Raw genomic sequence first — 13,230 nt, 5'->3', positions numbered from 1 at the left:
GACAACTCTTGGGATAAAATAGGCCAACTTTGTAAGCTAAAACTTACATGAATTTAAGATTTTTGAGGATTGGTAATCCAAAGCATTAGCCCTATGATGAATACATAAGGGAACTGGATGTTTCCAGAAAACAAGAATAAGAAAATAGCGCAAGGAATGGGCAGCACGAGATCAGTAAGACGAGCACCCCGATATGAAAAAGCCCGACAGGATGTCGGGCTTTTTTATTGCCTTATGATTTTAATTTCACTTTGACTTTACAAGATTTAATGTTAAGATATATATCAATGATATATATCTTGGTTTCGGGAGGTAATTATGGAAATTGCGAAAGTATTTCAAACTGGTCGCAGTCAGGCTGTTCGCTTGCCTAAAGCCTTTCGCTTTAATGGCACGGAAGTGGCCATCAAAAGCTTCGGTCGTGGTGTATTACTCATGCCCATCGACAATCCTTGGGATGTCATGTTAGAAGCAATAAATGAGTTTGAGGTTGGATTCCAATTGGAGCGAGCTGATCAAGGCGAACAGCTCCGTGAGGAGTTCAGATGATTTACCTCTTAGACACAAATATTTGTATCTATGTCATCAACAATAAGCCTCAACAAGTTTTTGAGCGCTTTAAGCAATATCAACTCGGCCAGCTTGCGATTTCGAGTATCACGGCATCTGAGCTGGCTTTTGGTGTAGAGAAGTCTGGATCTGAACGCAATAAACAGGCGTTAAACAAGTTTTTGTCACCTTTAGAGATTCTTCCTTACGATGAACAGGCGATTTGGCATTACGCCAAATTACGCCAGAATCTTCAATCTACAGGTAAACCGATTGGTAGCTTAGATATGCTGATCGCTGCTCATGCTTTGGCATTGGATGTTGTATTAGTTACGAACAATACAAAAGAATTTGAACGAATTGATGGTCTGAAGCTAGAGAATTGGGTCTAATCGCTATATCTAGCCCGCCCTATGCAGGGCTAGAATTCGTATAAGAGATTTATGTTAAATGGATACAGCTTTTGAAAATTTTAACTTTGAATCAGAGATTTCATTTTTAATATGATAAAAACCAAAGGATAAAGAAAATTTTGATTTAGGTATGTCATAAGTGAATTTTTCAGGTGATGTAGAGGTTTTTTTATCTTGTCTTGGAACTAAAGAGTCAAGTTCAGATATTTTGAAAGCAGTTATTCTTGTTGCAAGTGAGTTTGACTCATTAGAGACTAATTTTGGTGGAGAAAAGCTATCCTATTGGCAATTTTTTAAGAGAGGTATTACGTTCAGGTTTAATGAACATCAGATACTAGATACCATTTTCATCTACGTCAAAGAGAATGAAGAATATTACCCATACCCATTTTTAGAAAATCTGATCACAGGTATTAATCACAAAAGTACGATGCAATCTGTAGCTAATTTATTTGGAACCCCCGAAAGAGAAAGTAACAGTTGGCTTAAATACAAAATATTTGATAATTATTTACATTTTGAGTTTCATAATTCATTAGAATTGAAACAAATTACAATGGGACAATATTAATACCATGTTATTAATTTTTATGTATTTTTTTAAATTTAAACCCTAGATTTGAGTCTAGGATTTTTTAATTTCGTAAAACCGCCATTATGTTAAATTTAGAACATGTTACTTTAAGTTCATAGAGGCTTTGTTGCACAAACCTATCTGTAAAGGCTTTTTCAGCGATATAATTTTCAAATGAAGAAGCCTACACATAAAATCTACCGCACAACCAATTGGCCCGCATATAACCGAGCACTCGTTCATCGCGGAAATATTGCCATTTGGTTTCATCCTGCTACGCAATGGTATGCTCCATCAAAAGGCAAAATAAGGGCGAAATCAAACCTACTCCGATGCAGCCATCCAATGCTGCTTAATGATTAAATCCTTACTCCGTCTGTCTTTACGTATGGTCACTGGCTTTGTGCAAAGTCTGATTAAACTTTGCGGATGAGCAGCTACGAATATCAGTGATATTCGTACACCACGCTTTGTAGAAGACAAAAGCATATTAATATTGCAATCAATTACCAAAAAAGTAGCGATGGGCTGCATCTACTCATAGACTCTACAGGCATGAAGTTTCTAGGTGAGGGCGAATGGAAACGCAAGAAATATGGACCTGAATATCGTCGCCAATGGCGTAAACTTCATATTGGCATAGATGCTAAAACTCTACAAATACGCGCTATTCAGCTTACAACCAATAATGTCAGTGATTCACAGGTGCTTGGTGATTTACTTAATCAGATTCCACAAGATGAGCAGATTGACTCTGTTTATACCGATGGAGCTTATGACACCAAGCAATGCCGTGAGGTCATTGCAGATCAGCAAGCGCATGCGGTGATTCCACCTAGAAAAAAATGCGAAACCTTGGAAAGATACAAAGAGCAGCTCGCTAGATCGAAATGAATTACTTCGAACAGTTAATCTTGGAAGCAGTGCTTCTCAGGCAGGACACTATGGAAAAAATCAGGCTATCATCGGTGAAGTTTGGTTGAAACTAAGATGCACTGCATTAAATTATTAGGAGATAAACTCAGAGCAAGGCGTTTTGATAGCCAAGTCAATGAGATTCATGCACGTGTAGCAGTCCTCAACAGATTTACGGAATTAGGTCGACCACTTACCCAAATTACGCCTTAAATTTAGCTCAATTAGGGGCGCTTTGCATTTCAAATCTTTGTGCAACAAAGCTGTTTGAATAAAAACTTATCTATGTACCTTCAATTTTAAGCATGGTTTGATCCTATCTTTTCAAATAAATGGCCATGCAATACTCAGTAAAAATAATAGCCCTAATACGGCGCAACTCATTTGCCAAAAACGTAAAGGATCTCGTTCAATGATTGCTGGTGGTTTAGAGTTTAATAATTCTTTGGAAGGATGCATTAGATTATGAATGAGTTCAGACAAGGCCTCAAAACGATGTATCGGTTCAATACTCAGCGCTTGGCCTAAAATTTTATCTAACCATATAGGTAAATCTGGCCGATATTTCCTGATGGAATGATATTGAACTTTTTTCATCTGCTTTAAACTGTTACAGCGAGCTAAATCTGTCCCATAAGGTAATTGTTTGGTGAATAAATAATAGGCCATTACCGCCAAAGAAAATTGGTCTGAATGTACAGATGGCGAATGATCAATAAAATACTCCGGTGCCATAAATGCCAAGGTTCCGAGTGCTCGATTCGCATTTTTAGGATTAATTTCGACCAGGCCTCTTACTGCCGTTGAACCATAATCAATCAGTTTAATTTTCATGGCATTTTCTGCATTTATAACCATGATGTTTTTTGGTCGTATATCCTGATGTAGCATTTCCAGCCGGTGCATTGCATTTAAAGCCAAGGCTGTTTGTTGCAAAATTGGTAAAATCTCATCCAGATTTAAAGGCTTTTCTTGGCGATGCAGCCATTGAGCCAAGGTTTCACCCTGTAAATATTCATAACATTGGAATAAATATTTTTTCTCAGTGTTATGTGGATAACACTGCATCAGGTTGTCATGTTTCAGACGTTTCGATACCCAATCTTCGAGTTGAAACTGCTCTACGGCATTTTTATCTTGCTGTAAATCTACCCCCAAAGTTTTTATAACCAAGGGCTGCTGCTGAGTATCGTGTGCCAAATACAGGCAACTGCGATGATTTTGGTGCAAAATTTTATCAATCACATAGCCTTCAAACACTTCACCTTTACTGAGCTGTTGTGGAAATACATAATCCTGCTGAATATGAAACTGATTCAGTTCAGGCAGCTGTTCTACATGGATCACCTGGAGACTTAAGTTATCATCACTGCCCTGTTCTAAAGCTTTTTCAACGAATGCTTTGGCAAGTTGATTTAAATCTGCATCTACTAAAATTAAATCTAATAATTGTTGATCTGTGACAAATTCATAGACCCCATCCGTCATCAGTAAAAAAATATCTTTTTCTTTGAGCTCAATATTTCGATAATCAATTTCAATACGATAGTCGGCACCTAAGGCTCGGCTAAGATAATGCTCTCTTGAAGACAACCAGACACGATGATCATGGGTCAGTAATTCAATTTCATGATCGCGAATGCGGTAAATACGACTATCACCAACATGAAAAACATGGGCTTGTTGCTGTTTTAAAATCAGTGCAGATAAGGTACAGACATAACCTCGGTCTTTATCAAAACGTCCTTGACTTTGTTGAGTCTGTGCATAAAGCCATGAATTGGTCGCGCGGATCACCCGTTCTGCTGAAGTCTGTGTACTCCAGGCATCTGAAGTAGAATAATAGTCAGATAAAAAACTGCCAACGGCGGTTTCTGCTGCAAGATGACTGACATTACTGCTACCGATTCCATCCGCTATAACACAGGCAATACCTTTCTGTTTCAGCACATGTCCTTCGGGCAGATATACTCCATGGAAATCCTGGTTCTGGTGTTTAATTCCGGCAGTAGAATATTGCCCAATACTGACTTTTAATGTTTTTTTCATGCTGAAAGCTCAAAAAGGGATCTATATGATCCCTTTATAAAATGGTGAATATTAAAATTCTTTTTTAACACCAGTACGGACATGGGTTGTATAAAGTGCCAGACCTGTTAATGCCAAACCACCCACCAGATTACCTAAAGCAACCGGCAGTTCATTCCATAGGAAGTAGTCAGCAATCGAGAAGTCACCGCCCATCATCATGGCAAATGGGAACAGGAACATGTTAACGACAGAGTGCTCAAAGCCCATGGCAAAGAACAGCATAATTGGCATCCACATGGCAATGAATTTGCCACTCACCGTAGTAGACATCATCGCGCCAATGACACCTAATGACACCATCCAGTTACACAGCATGCCACGGATAAAAATAGTCATCCAGCCGGCGAATCCGTATTCGGCATAACCTAATGTCCGCTCCTCGCCAATATGCGCAATTTTCACGCCGACAGGGTTTGGATCCGCTGCAAAACCCATGGTATAAACCGCTGCCATGAGCACTGCAACGACTAAACAGCCTGTAAAGTTCCCTACAAACACCAAGCCCCAGTTTTTTAGAATACGTCCCCATGTCACCCCTGGGCGTTTATCTAGCCATGCCAGCGGCGTAAGTACAAATACCCCAGTTAACAGGTCATAGCCCAATAAATACAACATACAAAAACCAACTGGAAACAGGAGCGCACCAATTAGTGCTGATCCTGTTTGCACGGCTATGGTAATGGCAAATACTGCTGCCAGTGCCAAAATCGCACCTGCCATAAAGGCACGAATCAATACATCACGGGTTGCCATATGTAATTTGGATTCACCCGCATCTACCACTTTTTTTGCAAACTCTGCAGGAGCAAGATATGCCATGTCATCGTCCTCATTTTTAATATCTGGACCTGTTTTTAAACAAAAAGACGCCTAAGGTCTTTGAAACCTTAGGCGTCGTTGCCTTAAATATCAGAACAGGTAATTTTGTTATGGCGCCATTGCCATGCTTGTTATAAATAAAGCAAAAGCTGTACCATAAATTATTTAAAAATCATTCAATTTTTTACGCTCTATTTAAAGCTAATTTCGTCCTCTAGTTGGCATGAGAACTGCATTAATGAAAATTCACATAAATGTATTTCAAAAATAATCTGGAGATTTTTATGATTACCCATCGTCAACAAGTAACTGACATGATCATTTCAGCGAAAGTTTTAAAGTCAATTAAATGGGCAGATGTCGCCAAAGAAATTGGTCTTTCTAAAGAATGGGTAACGGCTGCCTGCCTGGGACAAATGGCATTTAATAAACAGCAGGCAGAGAAAATTGGTCAGATTTTTGACCTTAGTGATGAGGCAGTAGCATGGCTGCAAATTGTACCTTACAAAGGCTCTTTACCGACCAGTGTGCCTACGGACCCTTTAATTTACCGCTGGTATGAAGTTGTAAATGTATATGGTTCGACTATTAAAGAGCTGATCCATGAAGAATTCGGTGATGGCATTATGAGCGCAATCGACTTCAGCATGGATATTCAGCGTGAGGAAAACCCGAACGGTGACCGGGTAAATGTCGTATTGTCTGGCAAGTTTTTACCTTATAAAACCTATTAATTTATCGTTTGATAAAGCCATCATATTGATGGCTTTTCATTTCTTCGTAAGGAGATCTTTTATATCACCGTCTTTATCCTTATTTAATTTTGACTATACACAGCTTCTGGGTATAAGAGGAACCGACATCAATATAGTGACAGTTATCAATCTGGGTATGTTTTTTCACAATGGTATGCCCTAAATAGGTTTTGAACTGAACCGTACCGGGTTTGTCGGAGACTTTTTTATTTAAGTTAGGCCACCTGACCTAACGGGTTAATCTTATCATAGTACATTGCTTCAAACTCAAAAGGCGATACATAACCCAGTGCACTGTGTACACGCTTTTTATTGAACCAATCTACCCAATTTAATGTCGCAAGTTGTACATCCGCTAAACCTTGCCAATCTGCTTTTAAATATTCAATCACCTCTGTTTTGTATAAGCCATTCACCGTTTCAGCCAGAGCATTATCGTATGAATCACCCGTTGTACCGACTGATGCTCGTAAATTTGCTGCTTCTAAACGATTGGTATAGCGAATCGAAAGATATTGCACACCCCTGTCGGAATGATGAATCACATTCTTAGGCATGCCTCGATCGTGCAATGCTTGCTCAAGTGCATCGAGCACCATATCTGTATTTATCCGTGTAGATACTTTCCATCCAACAATTGCTCGCGAGAACACATCAATAATAAAGGCGGTATAGACCCAGCCTGAATGAGTTTGAATATACGTAAAGTCACCCACCCATAGTTGGTTTGGATGATCAGCATTAAAATTCCGTTTCACTAAATCATCTGCCCGTTTTTGGTCATCTCGGCTACGGGTGGTTTGTTTGTTCTTACCTCGCCAAACACCTTGTATACCTAGCTTTTTCATTAATCGAGCAACAGTACAGCGTGCAATAATATAGCCTTCACGTTTCAGTTTTTGCCAGACTTTACGTACACCATACCGACCTGAACTTTCCTTCCAAATTCGTTTAATCTCCTCAGCATGATGCAAGTCATGTAAATCTCGCTTTGCTCGATGTTCCCTTGCGAAGCAATGCTTCTCATCGCAGAGATCTAGAGTCCGGTAATAGGTTGAAGCTGCGATCGGTAAAATCCTACAAATCGCATCAACACCATATAAGTCTTTATTGTTATGGATGAAATCCACCATTATTTGTGTGGGCGGTCGAGCTCCGCCTGGGCGAAAAAAGCGGCTGCTTTACGTAGAATTTCATTGGCACGCTTTAATTCTTTAATTTCACGTTCCATTTGCTTCATTTTTTCTTGATCATATATCTGTTGTACTTTAATAGGATTTTGCTGATCTAAATGCTTTTGATGCCAGGCACGAAGTGTTTCAGGAGTACAACCTATCTTGGGAGCAATAGCGGTGATCGCAGCCCAAGTAGAAGGATAATCTTTTTCAGATTCAATCAATAATTGAACCGCTCTTTCTCTGATTTCAGAGGTATATTTTAATTTTGTCATCGGGATAGTCTCTCAGAATATTGACTCTCCGACAAACCCGGTACGGTTCAAAGTGACATATTCTCAAATACGGGTATCGGTTTATTTTGTTTAACGATAAAATTAACAACATAACCTTGATCTGTCTTCGTAAGTGTGTGGTTAGGAATGTAAGGATTAGTTTTCATGTTCTACCTTAATGGATGAATAATTTGTTCATAGGTCTAATAATTAGCTATCAAAATATGAAGTAAACTGATATCAATCTTATTTTACACCTTATAGTGAAAAGTGTAGCAAGTTGCTACACAGTCATATAACGTCTTTTCCAAATATTTCATTCAAACGTTTTCTATTTTCTTTTACAAAATTTGGATTATTTTTTAGTTTATATTTCATTTCTCGCTTAAATTCACTCATTGAACTGCCAGCTACAGCAAAATCCATTTGGAACATAATATCATTCACTATCACATTTGCTTGAGATTCAGTTAAGCACCCTTCTGTCTTAAACCACTTACTAAACTGTTTATAATTTGGGTCGTTTGCATAGATGTACCAAGACCTTACAGTCATATCGAACTTCGCACCTAATTCTTTAACAAGCGCATTATCATCAAAATTGACGTCTAAATAGATTTGAGTCTTATCATTAGTATTAGATGCAATGACTTCAGTGGCGTGCCTATTAAGAATTTTAAATCGAACTCCGACAATAGGTCGACCTTTCTTGATGGTATCGTATTGTAATTGAAGACTAGTCCTATCATTAATTTCTTCAATAATTTTGTCTAAAACGTATCGTCTAAAATCAACCCAACGATCATATTTTTTCTCCCCAATATCAATTAATGCTTTGATATTCTCCAGTGAAAGTTCAACCTCATAAGAATCTTGATTAGCATACTTAAATTCATTTTTGATAAAGTATGAATACAAACTCATACTGGTTACGGAGTCCAAAGCAAATAAATCTTTCAATTGATAAGTCGTAAAATTTCCATTTGCTAAACGAGTAAAATATGGCAGTACTTCACTGGTGAAACGTATCTGCAAAGCATTTTTAGCATCATCTTCCCAACGGAGTTCACGAATAATTGGAACTACTGAGTGTACTTTTTTAACTTTACGCTTATTGTCATCCACGGGCTCTTCAATTACAAAATGAGCTACTCGTGATGATAATTCTTTATAAATACGATCAATAGCAACATTAATGGAATTCTTTTTGTCTAATCCTAATAATTCACCTAAATCATCTTTATGCAAATAAATATAAGTTTGCTCTGTAATTTCACGATCTTGATTATTCTTCTCACCATAATTTGCAACAGCCATTGCATAAAGTAGAGCTTTATACTCATTAGATGATAATTCAATGGGTCTAATCAGACGGTTACTTGTACTGACTACTCCATTATGTCGAATATTACCAATACAATAAGGTAGATGTTCTAATTCTTCTGGTTCGTTGTGATTACTCATAAGTGGAAAGATTAAAATATTTTCTATATGTTATACACAAAAGTGGAAGAAGATGCAAACCGCTCACTATTTTCACTTTCTTATATTAAGTTTACTCAGTTTATGACCATCAAACACCCTAAGAGTGGAAGAAGTGTCACTATAAAAGTGCAATTTAGATACTATTCAATCTTATGGTGGAATAAATATAGAATTAAACACTTATAAGTGACAATTCTTCCACCTTTGATAGTTCATCCTTGTCGATAAAGCAATTAACTTGAAAGTAGGACTAGCCTATAACATATCTAAAGTGGAATTACTTCATAAATATTCCACCATTCAAGTGACAAACCTTCCACCATTCAGATATTCTTGACTATCAAACATCATGTTATCAATTAAATTTTAAACAAATAGTTTATCCACAGAATCAAAAACATCTAATGACAAGCCTTCCACCTTTATTCTAAGAAAAGCAAACTTATCAACACCATAAATAATTGAATTATAATATTTTAAACTAAAAAATCCACGTTAAAATAAATCATAATGACAAGTCTTCCACCATAGTGACAAGTCTTCCACTTATCAGTGACAGACCTTCCACTCATTAGTGACAAGCCTTCCACTTGTCAGTGACAGACCTTCCACTTATCAATGACAGACCTTCCACTTATTAGTGACATGTCTTCCACTTTAAAAATCATATCTATTTGTTTTTAAACAAATAAAATATGTCTAATTATAATTAACTAATTAACTAATTAATACTAATTAAAATTAGCTAGCTATATTTTTAAAAAAGTTAAATTTTTTTCCACTTCTTTTAAATTTAAAAATATGACAAAGGAACTGTAGCAAGTTGCTACAAATAACTTTATATTAAATGAAATCAAAGTAAATTCCTTAATACAAATATGTCAACTAAAATCATTGCTGTAGCTAATCATAAGGGTGGTTGCGGGAAAACAACTACCGTAGTACATCTTGCTTCAGAACTTGCTGAATTAGGAAATAAAGTCTTAGTCATTGATCTTGATCCACAAGCAAATGCAAGTTTACATATAGGATTAAGACACCCTAGCGAAGTTGAAACTACATCAGCTGAATTACTTATTGGTGATATAAGTCTATTATCGGAAGCATTAGAAGAAGAAACAAAATTTAAGAATGTTTCCTTAATATATGGCTCATTAACTCTTGGTAAAACTGAAGATCAATTGAAAGATGATGTACCAAGACCATCCGAGGAACTTTCAAATAAATTGGAAATTCTAGAAGGATTATATGACTACATTCTTATTGATTGCCCTCCGAGCTTAAAATTACTAACTAGCAATGCTTTAGCTGCTTCGACACATGTTATTGTCCCAATTGAATCTGGTTCACAATACGGTCTCTATGGTGTTACTGATTTAATTAATCATTTAAGTAAAATTAGAAGAGTTAACCCTAAATTAGAACTCTTAGGTGCTTTATTAATTAAACATGATGAGCGTCATAATGTATGTAAATTAATAAAAGATGAAGCTTTTAATCAAGTTGGAGAATTATTGCATACCACAATTCCAATGAGCACTAAGGTTAATCAAGCTGCAATTTTGCAACAACCTTTATTATCTGTTGATAAAAACTCAAAAGTTAGAAAAGCTTTTGAAAATTTAGCACAAGAAATTGTTCAACGTGTCGGATAATATAATTCTGGAAATACTATGGTAAGTAATAAAGAGCTATTGGCTAAACGTCTTCAGCAAAATACTCAAAAGCATCAAAATGCCCAAAAGGAGCATATAAAAGATGTCAAAGAGCTAAGACGTAATGTACAAATTACAGATATTCAAGCTAGTCCGAACCAGCCTCGAAAACTCTTTAATCAACAAGATATTGAAGATTTAGCAGCATCAATTGAGGAAATAGGGCTATTGCAACCAATTGCGGTTCGTAGAATAAATGATAAATATGAGTTGATTGCTGGTGAAAGACGATTGAAAGCTCACCAATTTCTCAATAAGAACACCATTGAAGTAATCATTATTGATGCATCAGATGAAGAAGTTGCTTTATTAACATTAGCTGAAAATTTAAAGCGAGAAGATCTGACAGATTATGAAATATATGTTGGATTAACTTCTTTGGATGAAAAATTAAAAAAAAATAAGCAGAAGTTAGCAAAGTCATTAGGTATGAATCGTGAAGATATGTATAAATATTTATCTTTTGAAAAATTACCTGGAGAGTTGATTGAAGATTTGGAAAAACAGCCGTCATTATTAGCACGGACTGCTGCTACAGCAGTGAAAAAGTTTCTATCAGATCATGAAGAAAACCATGAATATGCTAAAGAAGCATTATTCGAAGCCTGGTCATATCTGCTTAAAAAAGAAGTTGAACAGACAAAATTGGCATCACTAGCTGAAAAAATCTTTAAGTCAAGAGAAACGAAAGATGTTATTCAAACTTCAATTGTACATAAAATTGAATATGATGGGAAAGTTGCTGGTAATATCAAATTTGACCATAATACATTAAAGGTATCTTTAAAAATCGGACAATTTGATGATCTAAATTTACAAGAATTAGAAACGTTCCTAAAACGAATGTTAGAAAAATAAAGTAAAAAAATAGTGTAGCAAGTTGCTACACTATTTTTTTGTAATTGGGAAAAATTATATAGTTGTTTAGTCCCAGATTTTAATGGTGCAATATTCTCAGATAAATGGAAGGAAGCACTATGGGACAAGTTCTACACAGCATCGCCACAACGACATAGGCAGTGCGTCGAGCAATACAAAATAGTCAAGAGAGCTTAAGAACGCTAGCCAAGCGTTACGGCATCAATCAAAAGACCGTCGCAAAATGGAAGAAACGTACTTCAGTAGATGATCTTCAACCGGGCCAAAGAATCCTCGCTCAAGCGTGTTATCGCCTGAAGATGAGGCGGCAATTGTTGCTTTTCGAAAACGCACTTTGTTGCCGCTAGACGATTGCCTTTATGCATTGCAGCCCAGTATTCCTTATCTGACACGCTCGTCGTTACACCGCTGCTTGCAGCGGCATGGTATTTCACGACTACCTGAGGTACAAGGTGATCGCCCTGTCAGGAAGCGCTTCAAGAGCTACCCCATTGGTTACTTTCATATCGACATCGCTGAGATGCAAACAGCACAGGGTAAGCTTTATCTCTTCGTTGCAATTGATCGCACTTCCAAGTTCGCGTTCACTGAATTGCATACTAAAGCCAGTAAGATGGCAGCCGCGGAGTTCATGCGCAATCTGGTTAAGGCTGTGCCCTATAGAATCCATACGGGCTAACAGATAACGGCATCCAGTTCACGAACCGCACCTGTGATCGCTACGCCTCTGAGCACATCTTTGATCGGATTTGTACTGAATGTGGCATTGAACATCGTCTTACCAAGGTTAAGCATCCATGGACCAATGGACAGGTCGAGAGGATGAACCGAACAATTAAAGAAGCTACTGTCAAACGGTTCCATTACGACGATCACACTCAGCTATGCATTTACCTTGCTGATTTTATTGCTGCATACAACTTCGGCCGCAGACTCAAAACACTCAGGGGCCTGACTCCCTACGAATTCATCTGCAAACAGTGGACAGATGAACCTGAACTTTTTAAGATTGATCCGATCCATCAAATGCCCGTACTAAACACTTTCCATCAAACTGAGTGATAGTAGTTTTTGTTGTGGGTGGGGATGATGCCAATTTACAGCAGCTGGCTCTGCAACTCGAATTACGAGGAACACGTTTTGTTAAACGCTTGAATGTCACCATTGCATCGCATACCGTATGTATGGATGCTGCGGTTCAGCCGTATCGGCAAGTTTTACAGCAGCAAGACTTTGCTCGTTTATGCACGGCCATGATTAGTGGTTCGGGTGGACATAAGTTTTTTAAGACCACAGACGCAGTGAACGCGCTAATTCACCAAATGAATCATCCAATTGACTGGGATGCTTGTTTAACTGCAATACAAGAAAATCAGCCTGATGTTGTCTTAGAAATTGGGCCGGGCAACGCCTTAAGTAAAATGCTCTTGGAGCGTAGTCCAAATTGTATTGTACGTGCGGTGGATGATTTTAAAAGTTGGTCTGGGTTGCTGGTATGGTTAGAAAAACAGAACTTTGCATGAATTTGATAATGCATATCAAGGGTTCAAAAATTAGCGGTACTTGAATATTAGAGGGTAACATT

General features: G+C 37.4%; 12 protein-coding genes, 3 pseudogenes and 1 other annotated feature. Of the genes and pseudogenes, 10 read left to right on the top strand and 5 right to left on the bottom strand.

The features are described 5' to 3' along the window. Window positions 1–318 precede the first annotated feature (318 nt). The 5 genes and pseudogenes from ACSC9N_RS17245 to ACSC9N_RS17225 all read left to right on the top strand — a co-directional run. On the top strand, window positions 319–549 hold the full coding sequence (locus ACSC9N_RS17245) for an antitoxin (protein WP_000401521.1): 231 nt from the start codon (window positions 319–321) through the stop codon (window positions 547–549). Further along, window positions 546–941 carry a type II toxin-antitoxin system tRNA(fMet)-specific endonuclease VapC gene (vapC, locus tag ACSC9N_RS17240; protein WP_000639719.1) on the top strand — a complete coding sequence of 132 codons (396 nt, stop codon included), beginning with the start codon at window positions 546–548 and terminating at the stop codon, window positions 939–941. Before ACSC9N_RS17245 ends, vapC begins: the two co-directional genes overlap by 4 nt. Before the next feature lie 160 nt (window positions 942–1,101). Continuing rightward, entirely contained in the window at window positions 1,102–1,533 is a 432-nt protein-coding gene (locus ACSC9N_RS17235; protein ID WP_004763240.1) for a hypothetical protein, read from the top strand. 358 nt (window positions 1,534–1,891) lie between these two features. Continuing rightward, the gene (locus tag ACSC9N_RS17230; protein ID WP_261484713.1) at window positions 1,892–1,969 is read left to right on the top strand and encodes a hypothetical protein; all 78 of its coding nucleotides are present in this window, start codon (window positions 1,892–1,894) and stop codon (window positions 1,967–1,969) included. 35 nt (window positions 1,970–2,004) lie between these two features. Beyond that, window positions 2,005–2,430: pseudogene (locus ACSC9N_RS17225) on the top strand (IS5 family transposase); the annotation flags it as partial. Window positions 2,431–2,775: 345 nt separating this feature from the next. Here the strand turns inward: ACSC9N_RS17225 and ACSC9N_RS17220 are convergent. Together ACSC9N_RS17220 and ACSC9N_RS17215 are read right to left on the bottom strand one after the other, a co-directional pair. After that, complete coding sequence (locus tag ACSC9N_RS17220) at window positions 2,776–4,500, bottom strand: protein kinase domain-containing protein (protein ID WP_395474818.1); 1,725 nt, start codon at window positions 4,498–4,500, stop codon at window positions 2,776–2,778. Between the two features lie 51 nt (window positions 4,501–4,551). Next, window positions 4,552–5,361 (bottom strand): formate/nitrite transporter family protein, encoded by an 810-nt coding sequence (locus ACSC9N_RS17215; RefSeq protein ID WP_000323725.1) that lies wholly within the window; start codon window positions 5,359–5,361, stop codon window positions 4,552–4,554. A gap of 284 nt (window positions 5,362–5,645) precedes the next feature. Here ACSC9N_RS17215 and cynS point away from each other — a divergent pair, with 284 nt between their 5' ends. Beyond that, entirely contained in the window at window positions 5,646–6,095 is a 450-nt protein-coding gene (gene cynS / locus ACSC9N_RS17210; RefSeq protein WP_000628076.1) for a cyanase, read from the top strand. A 79-nt stretch (window positions 6,096–6,174) separates the two neighbouring features. On the opposite strand, the pseudogene ACSC9N_RS17205 reads toward cynS, so the two are convergent. From ACSC9N_RS17205 to ACSC9N_RS17195, 3 genes and pseudogenes are all read right to left on the bottom strand, one after another. Then, window positions 6,175–6,282, bottom strand: a pseudogene (locus tag ACSC9N_RS17205) (metallophosphoesterase); the annotation flags it as partial. A gap of 49 nt (window positions 6,283–6,331) precedes the next feature. After that, window positions 6,332–7,566 (bottom strand): IS3 family transposase gene (locus ACSC9N_RS17200; RefSeq protein WP_439036151.1). Its coding sequence is split into 2 segments (ribosomal slippage): window positions 6,332–7,290 and window positions 7,290–7,566, totalling 1,236 coding nucleotides; the frame shifts between segments, so codons are not numbered across the junction. Then, window positions 7,175–7,291 (bottom strand) — a sequence feature (AL1L pseudoknot). (Overlaps the previous gene by 117 nt.) 291 nt (window positions 7,567–7,857) lie before the next feature. Further along, window positions 7,858–9,030 (bottom strand): replication initiation protein, encoded by a 1,173-nt coding sequence (locus ACSC9N_RS17195; protein ID WP_004763141.1) that lies wholly within the window; start codon window positions 9,028–9,030, stop codon window positions 7,858–7,860. An 899-nt stretch (window positions 9,031–9,929) separates the two neighbouring features. Between ACSC9N_RS17195 and ACSC9N_RS17190 the strand changes: the two genes are divergently transcribed. The 4 genes and pseudogenes from ACSC9N_RS17190 to ACSC9N_RS17175 all read left to right on the top strand — a co-directional run bounded on the left by ACSC9N_RS17190 (window position 9,930) and on the right by ACSC9N_RS17175 (window position 13,168). Beyond that, entirely contained in the window at window positions 9,930–10,706 is a 777-nt protein-coding gene (locus ACSC9N_RS17190; protein WP_063454627.1) for a ParA family protein, read from the top strand. Between the two features lie 18 nt (window positions 10,707–10,724). Continuing rightward, a complete protein-coding gene (locus tag ACSC9N_RS17185; protein ID WP_063454626.1) occupies window positions 10,725–11,624 on the top strand; it encodes a ParB/RepB/Spo0J family partition protein in 900 nt (299 codons plus the stop codon). 161 nt (window positions 11,625–11,785) lie between these two features. Continuing rightward, window positions 11,786–12,707 (top strand): annotated as a pseudogene (locus tag ACSC9N_RS17180) (IS481 family transposase). Continuing rightward, window positions 12,704–13,168 (top strand): hypothetical protein, encoded by a 465-nt coding sequence (locus ACSC9N_RS17175; RefSeq protein WP_227556956.1) that lies wholly within the window; start codon window positions 12,704–12,706, stop codon window positions 13,166–13,168. The pseudogene ACSC9N_RS17180 and the gene ACSC9N_RS17175 overlap by 4 nt, the downstream one beginning before the upstream one ends. The last annotated feature ends 62 nt before the right edge of the window (window positions 13,169–13,230 follow it).

This window comes from Acinetobacter sp. PC34, assembly GCF_051789135.1.
Lineage (GTDB): Bacteria > Pseudomonadota > Gammaproteobacteria > Pseudomonadales > Moraxellaceae > Acinetobacter > Acinetobacter johnsonii.
This window is presented reverse-complemented; position numbering and strand designations above follow the sequence as displayed.

What these genes read in the sequence shown, in the direction of transcription:
- ACSC9N_RS17245 (WP_000401521.1), top strand. Translation starts at nt 319, where the DNA reads ATGGAAATTGCGAAAGTATTTCAAACTGGTCGCAGTCAGGCTGTTCGC.
- vapC (WP_000639719.1), top strand. Translation starts at nt 546, where the DNA reads ATGATTTACCTCTTAGACACAAATATTTGTATCTATGTCATCAACAAT.
- ACSC9N_RS17230 (WP_261484713.1), top strand. Translation starts at nt 1,892, where the DNA reads ATGATTAAATCCTTACTCCGTCTGTCTTTACGTATGGTCACTGGCTTT.
- ACSC9N_RS17220 (WP_395474818.1), bottom strand. Translation starts at nt 4,500, where the DNA reads ATGAAAAAAACATTAAAAGTCAGTATTGGGCAATATTCTACTGCCGGA.
- ACSC9N_RS17215 (WP_000323725.1), bottom strand. Translation starts at nt 5,361, where the DNA reads ATGGCATATCTTGCTCCTGCAGAGTTTGCAAAAAAAGTGGTAGATGCG.
- cynS (WP_000628076.1), top strand. Translation starts at nt 5,646, where the DNA reads ATGATTACCCATCGTCAACAAGTAACTGACATGATCATTTCAGCGAAA.
- ACSC9N_RS17195 (WP_004763141.1), bottom strand. Translation starts at nt 9,030, where the DNA reads ATGAGTAATCACAACGAACCAGAAGAATTAGAACATCTACCTTATTGT.
- ACSC9N_RS17190 (WP_063454627.1), top strand. Translation starts at nt 9,930, where the DNA reads ATGTCAACTAAAATCATTGCTGTAGCTAATCATAAGGGTGGTTGCGGG.
- ACSC9N_RS17185 (WP_063454626.1), top strand. Translation starts at nt 10,725, where the DNA reads ATGGTAAGTAATAAAGAGCTATTGGCTAAACGTCTTCAGCAAAATACT.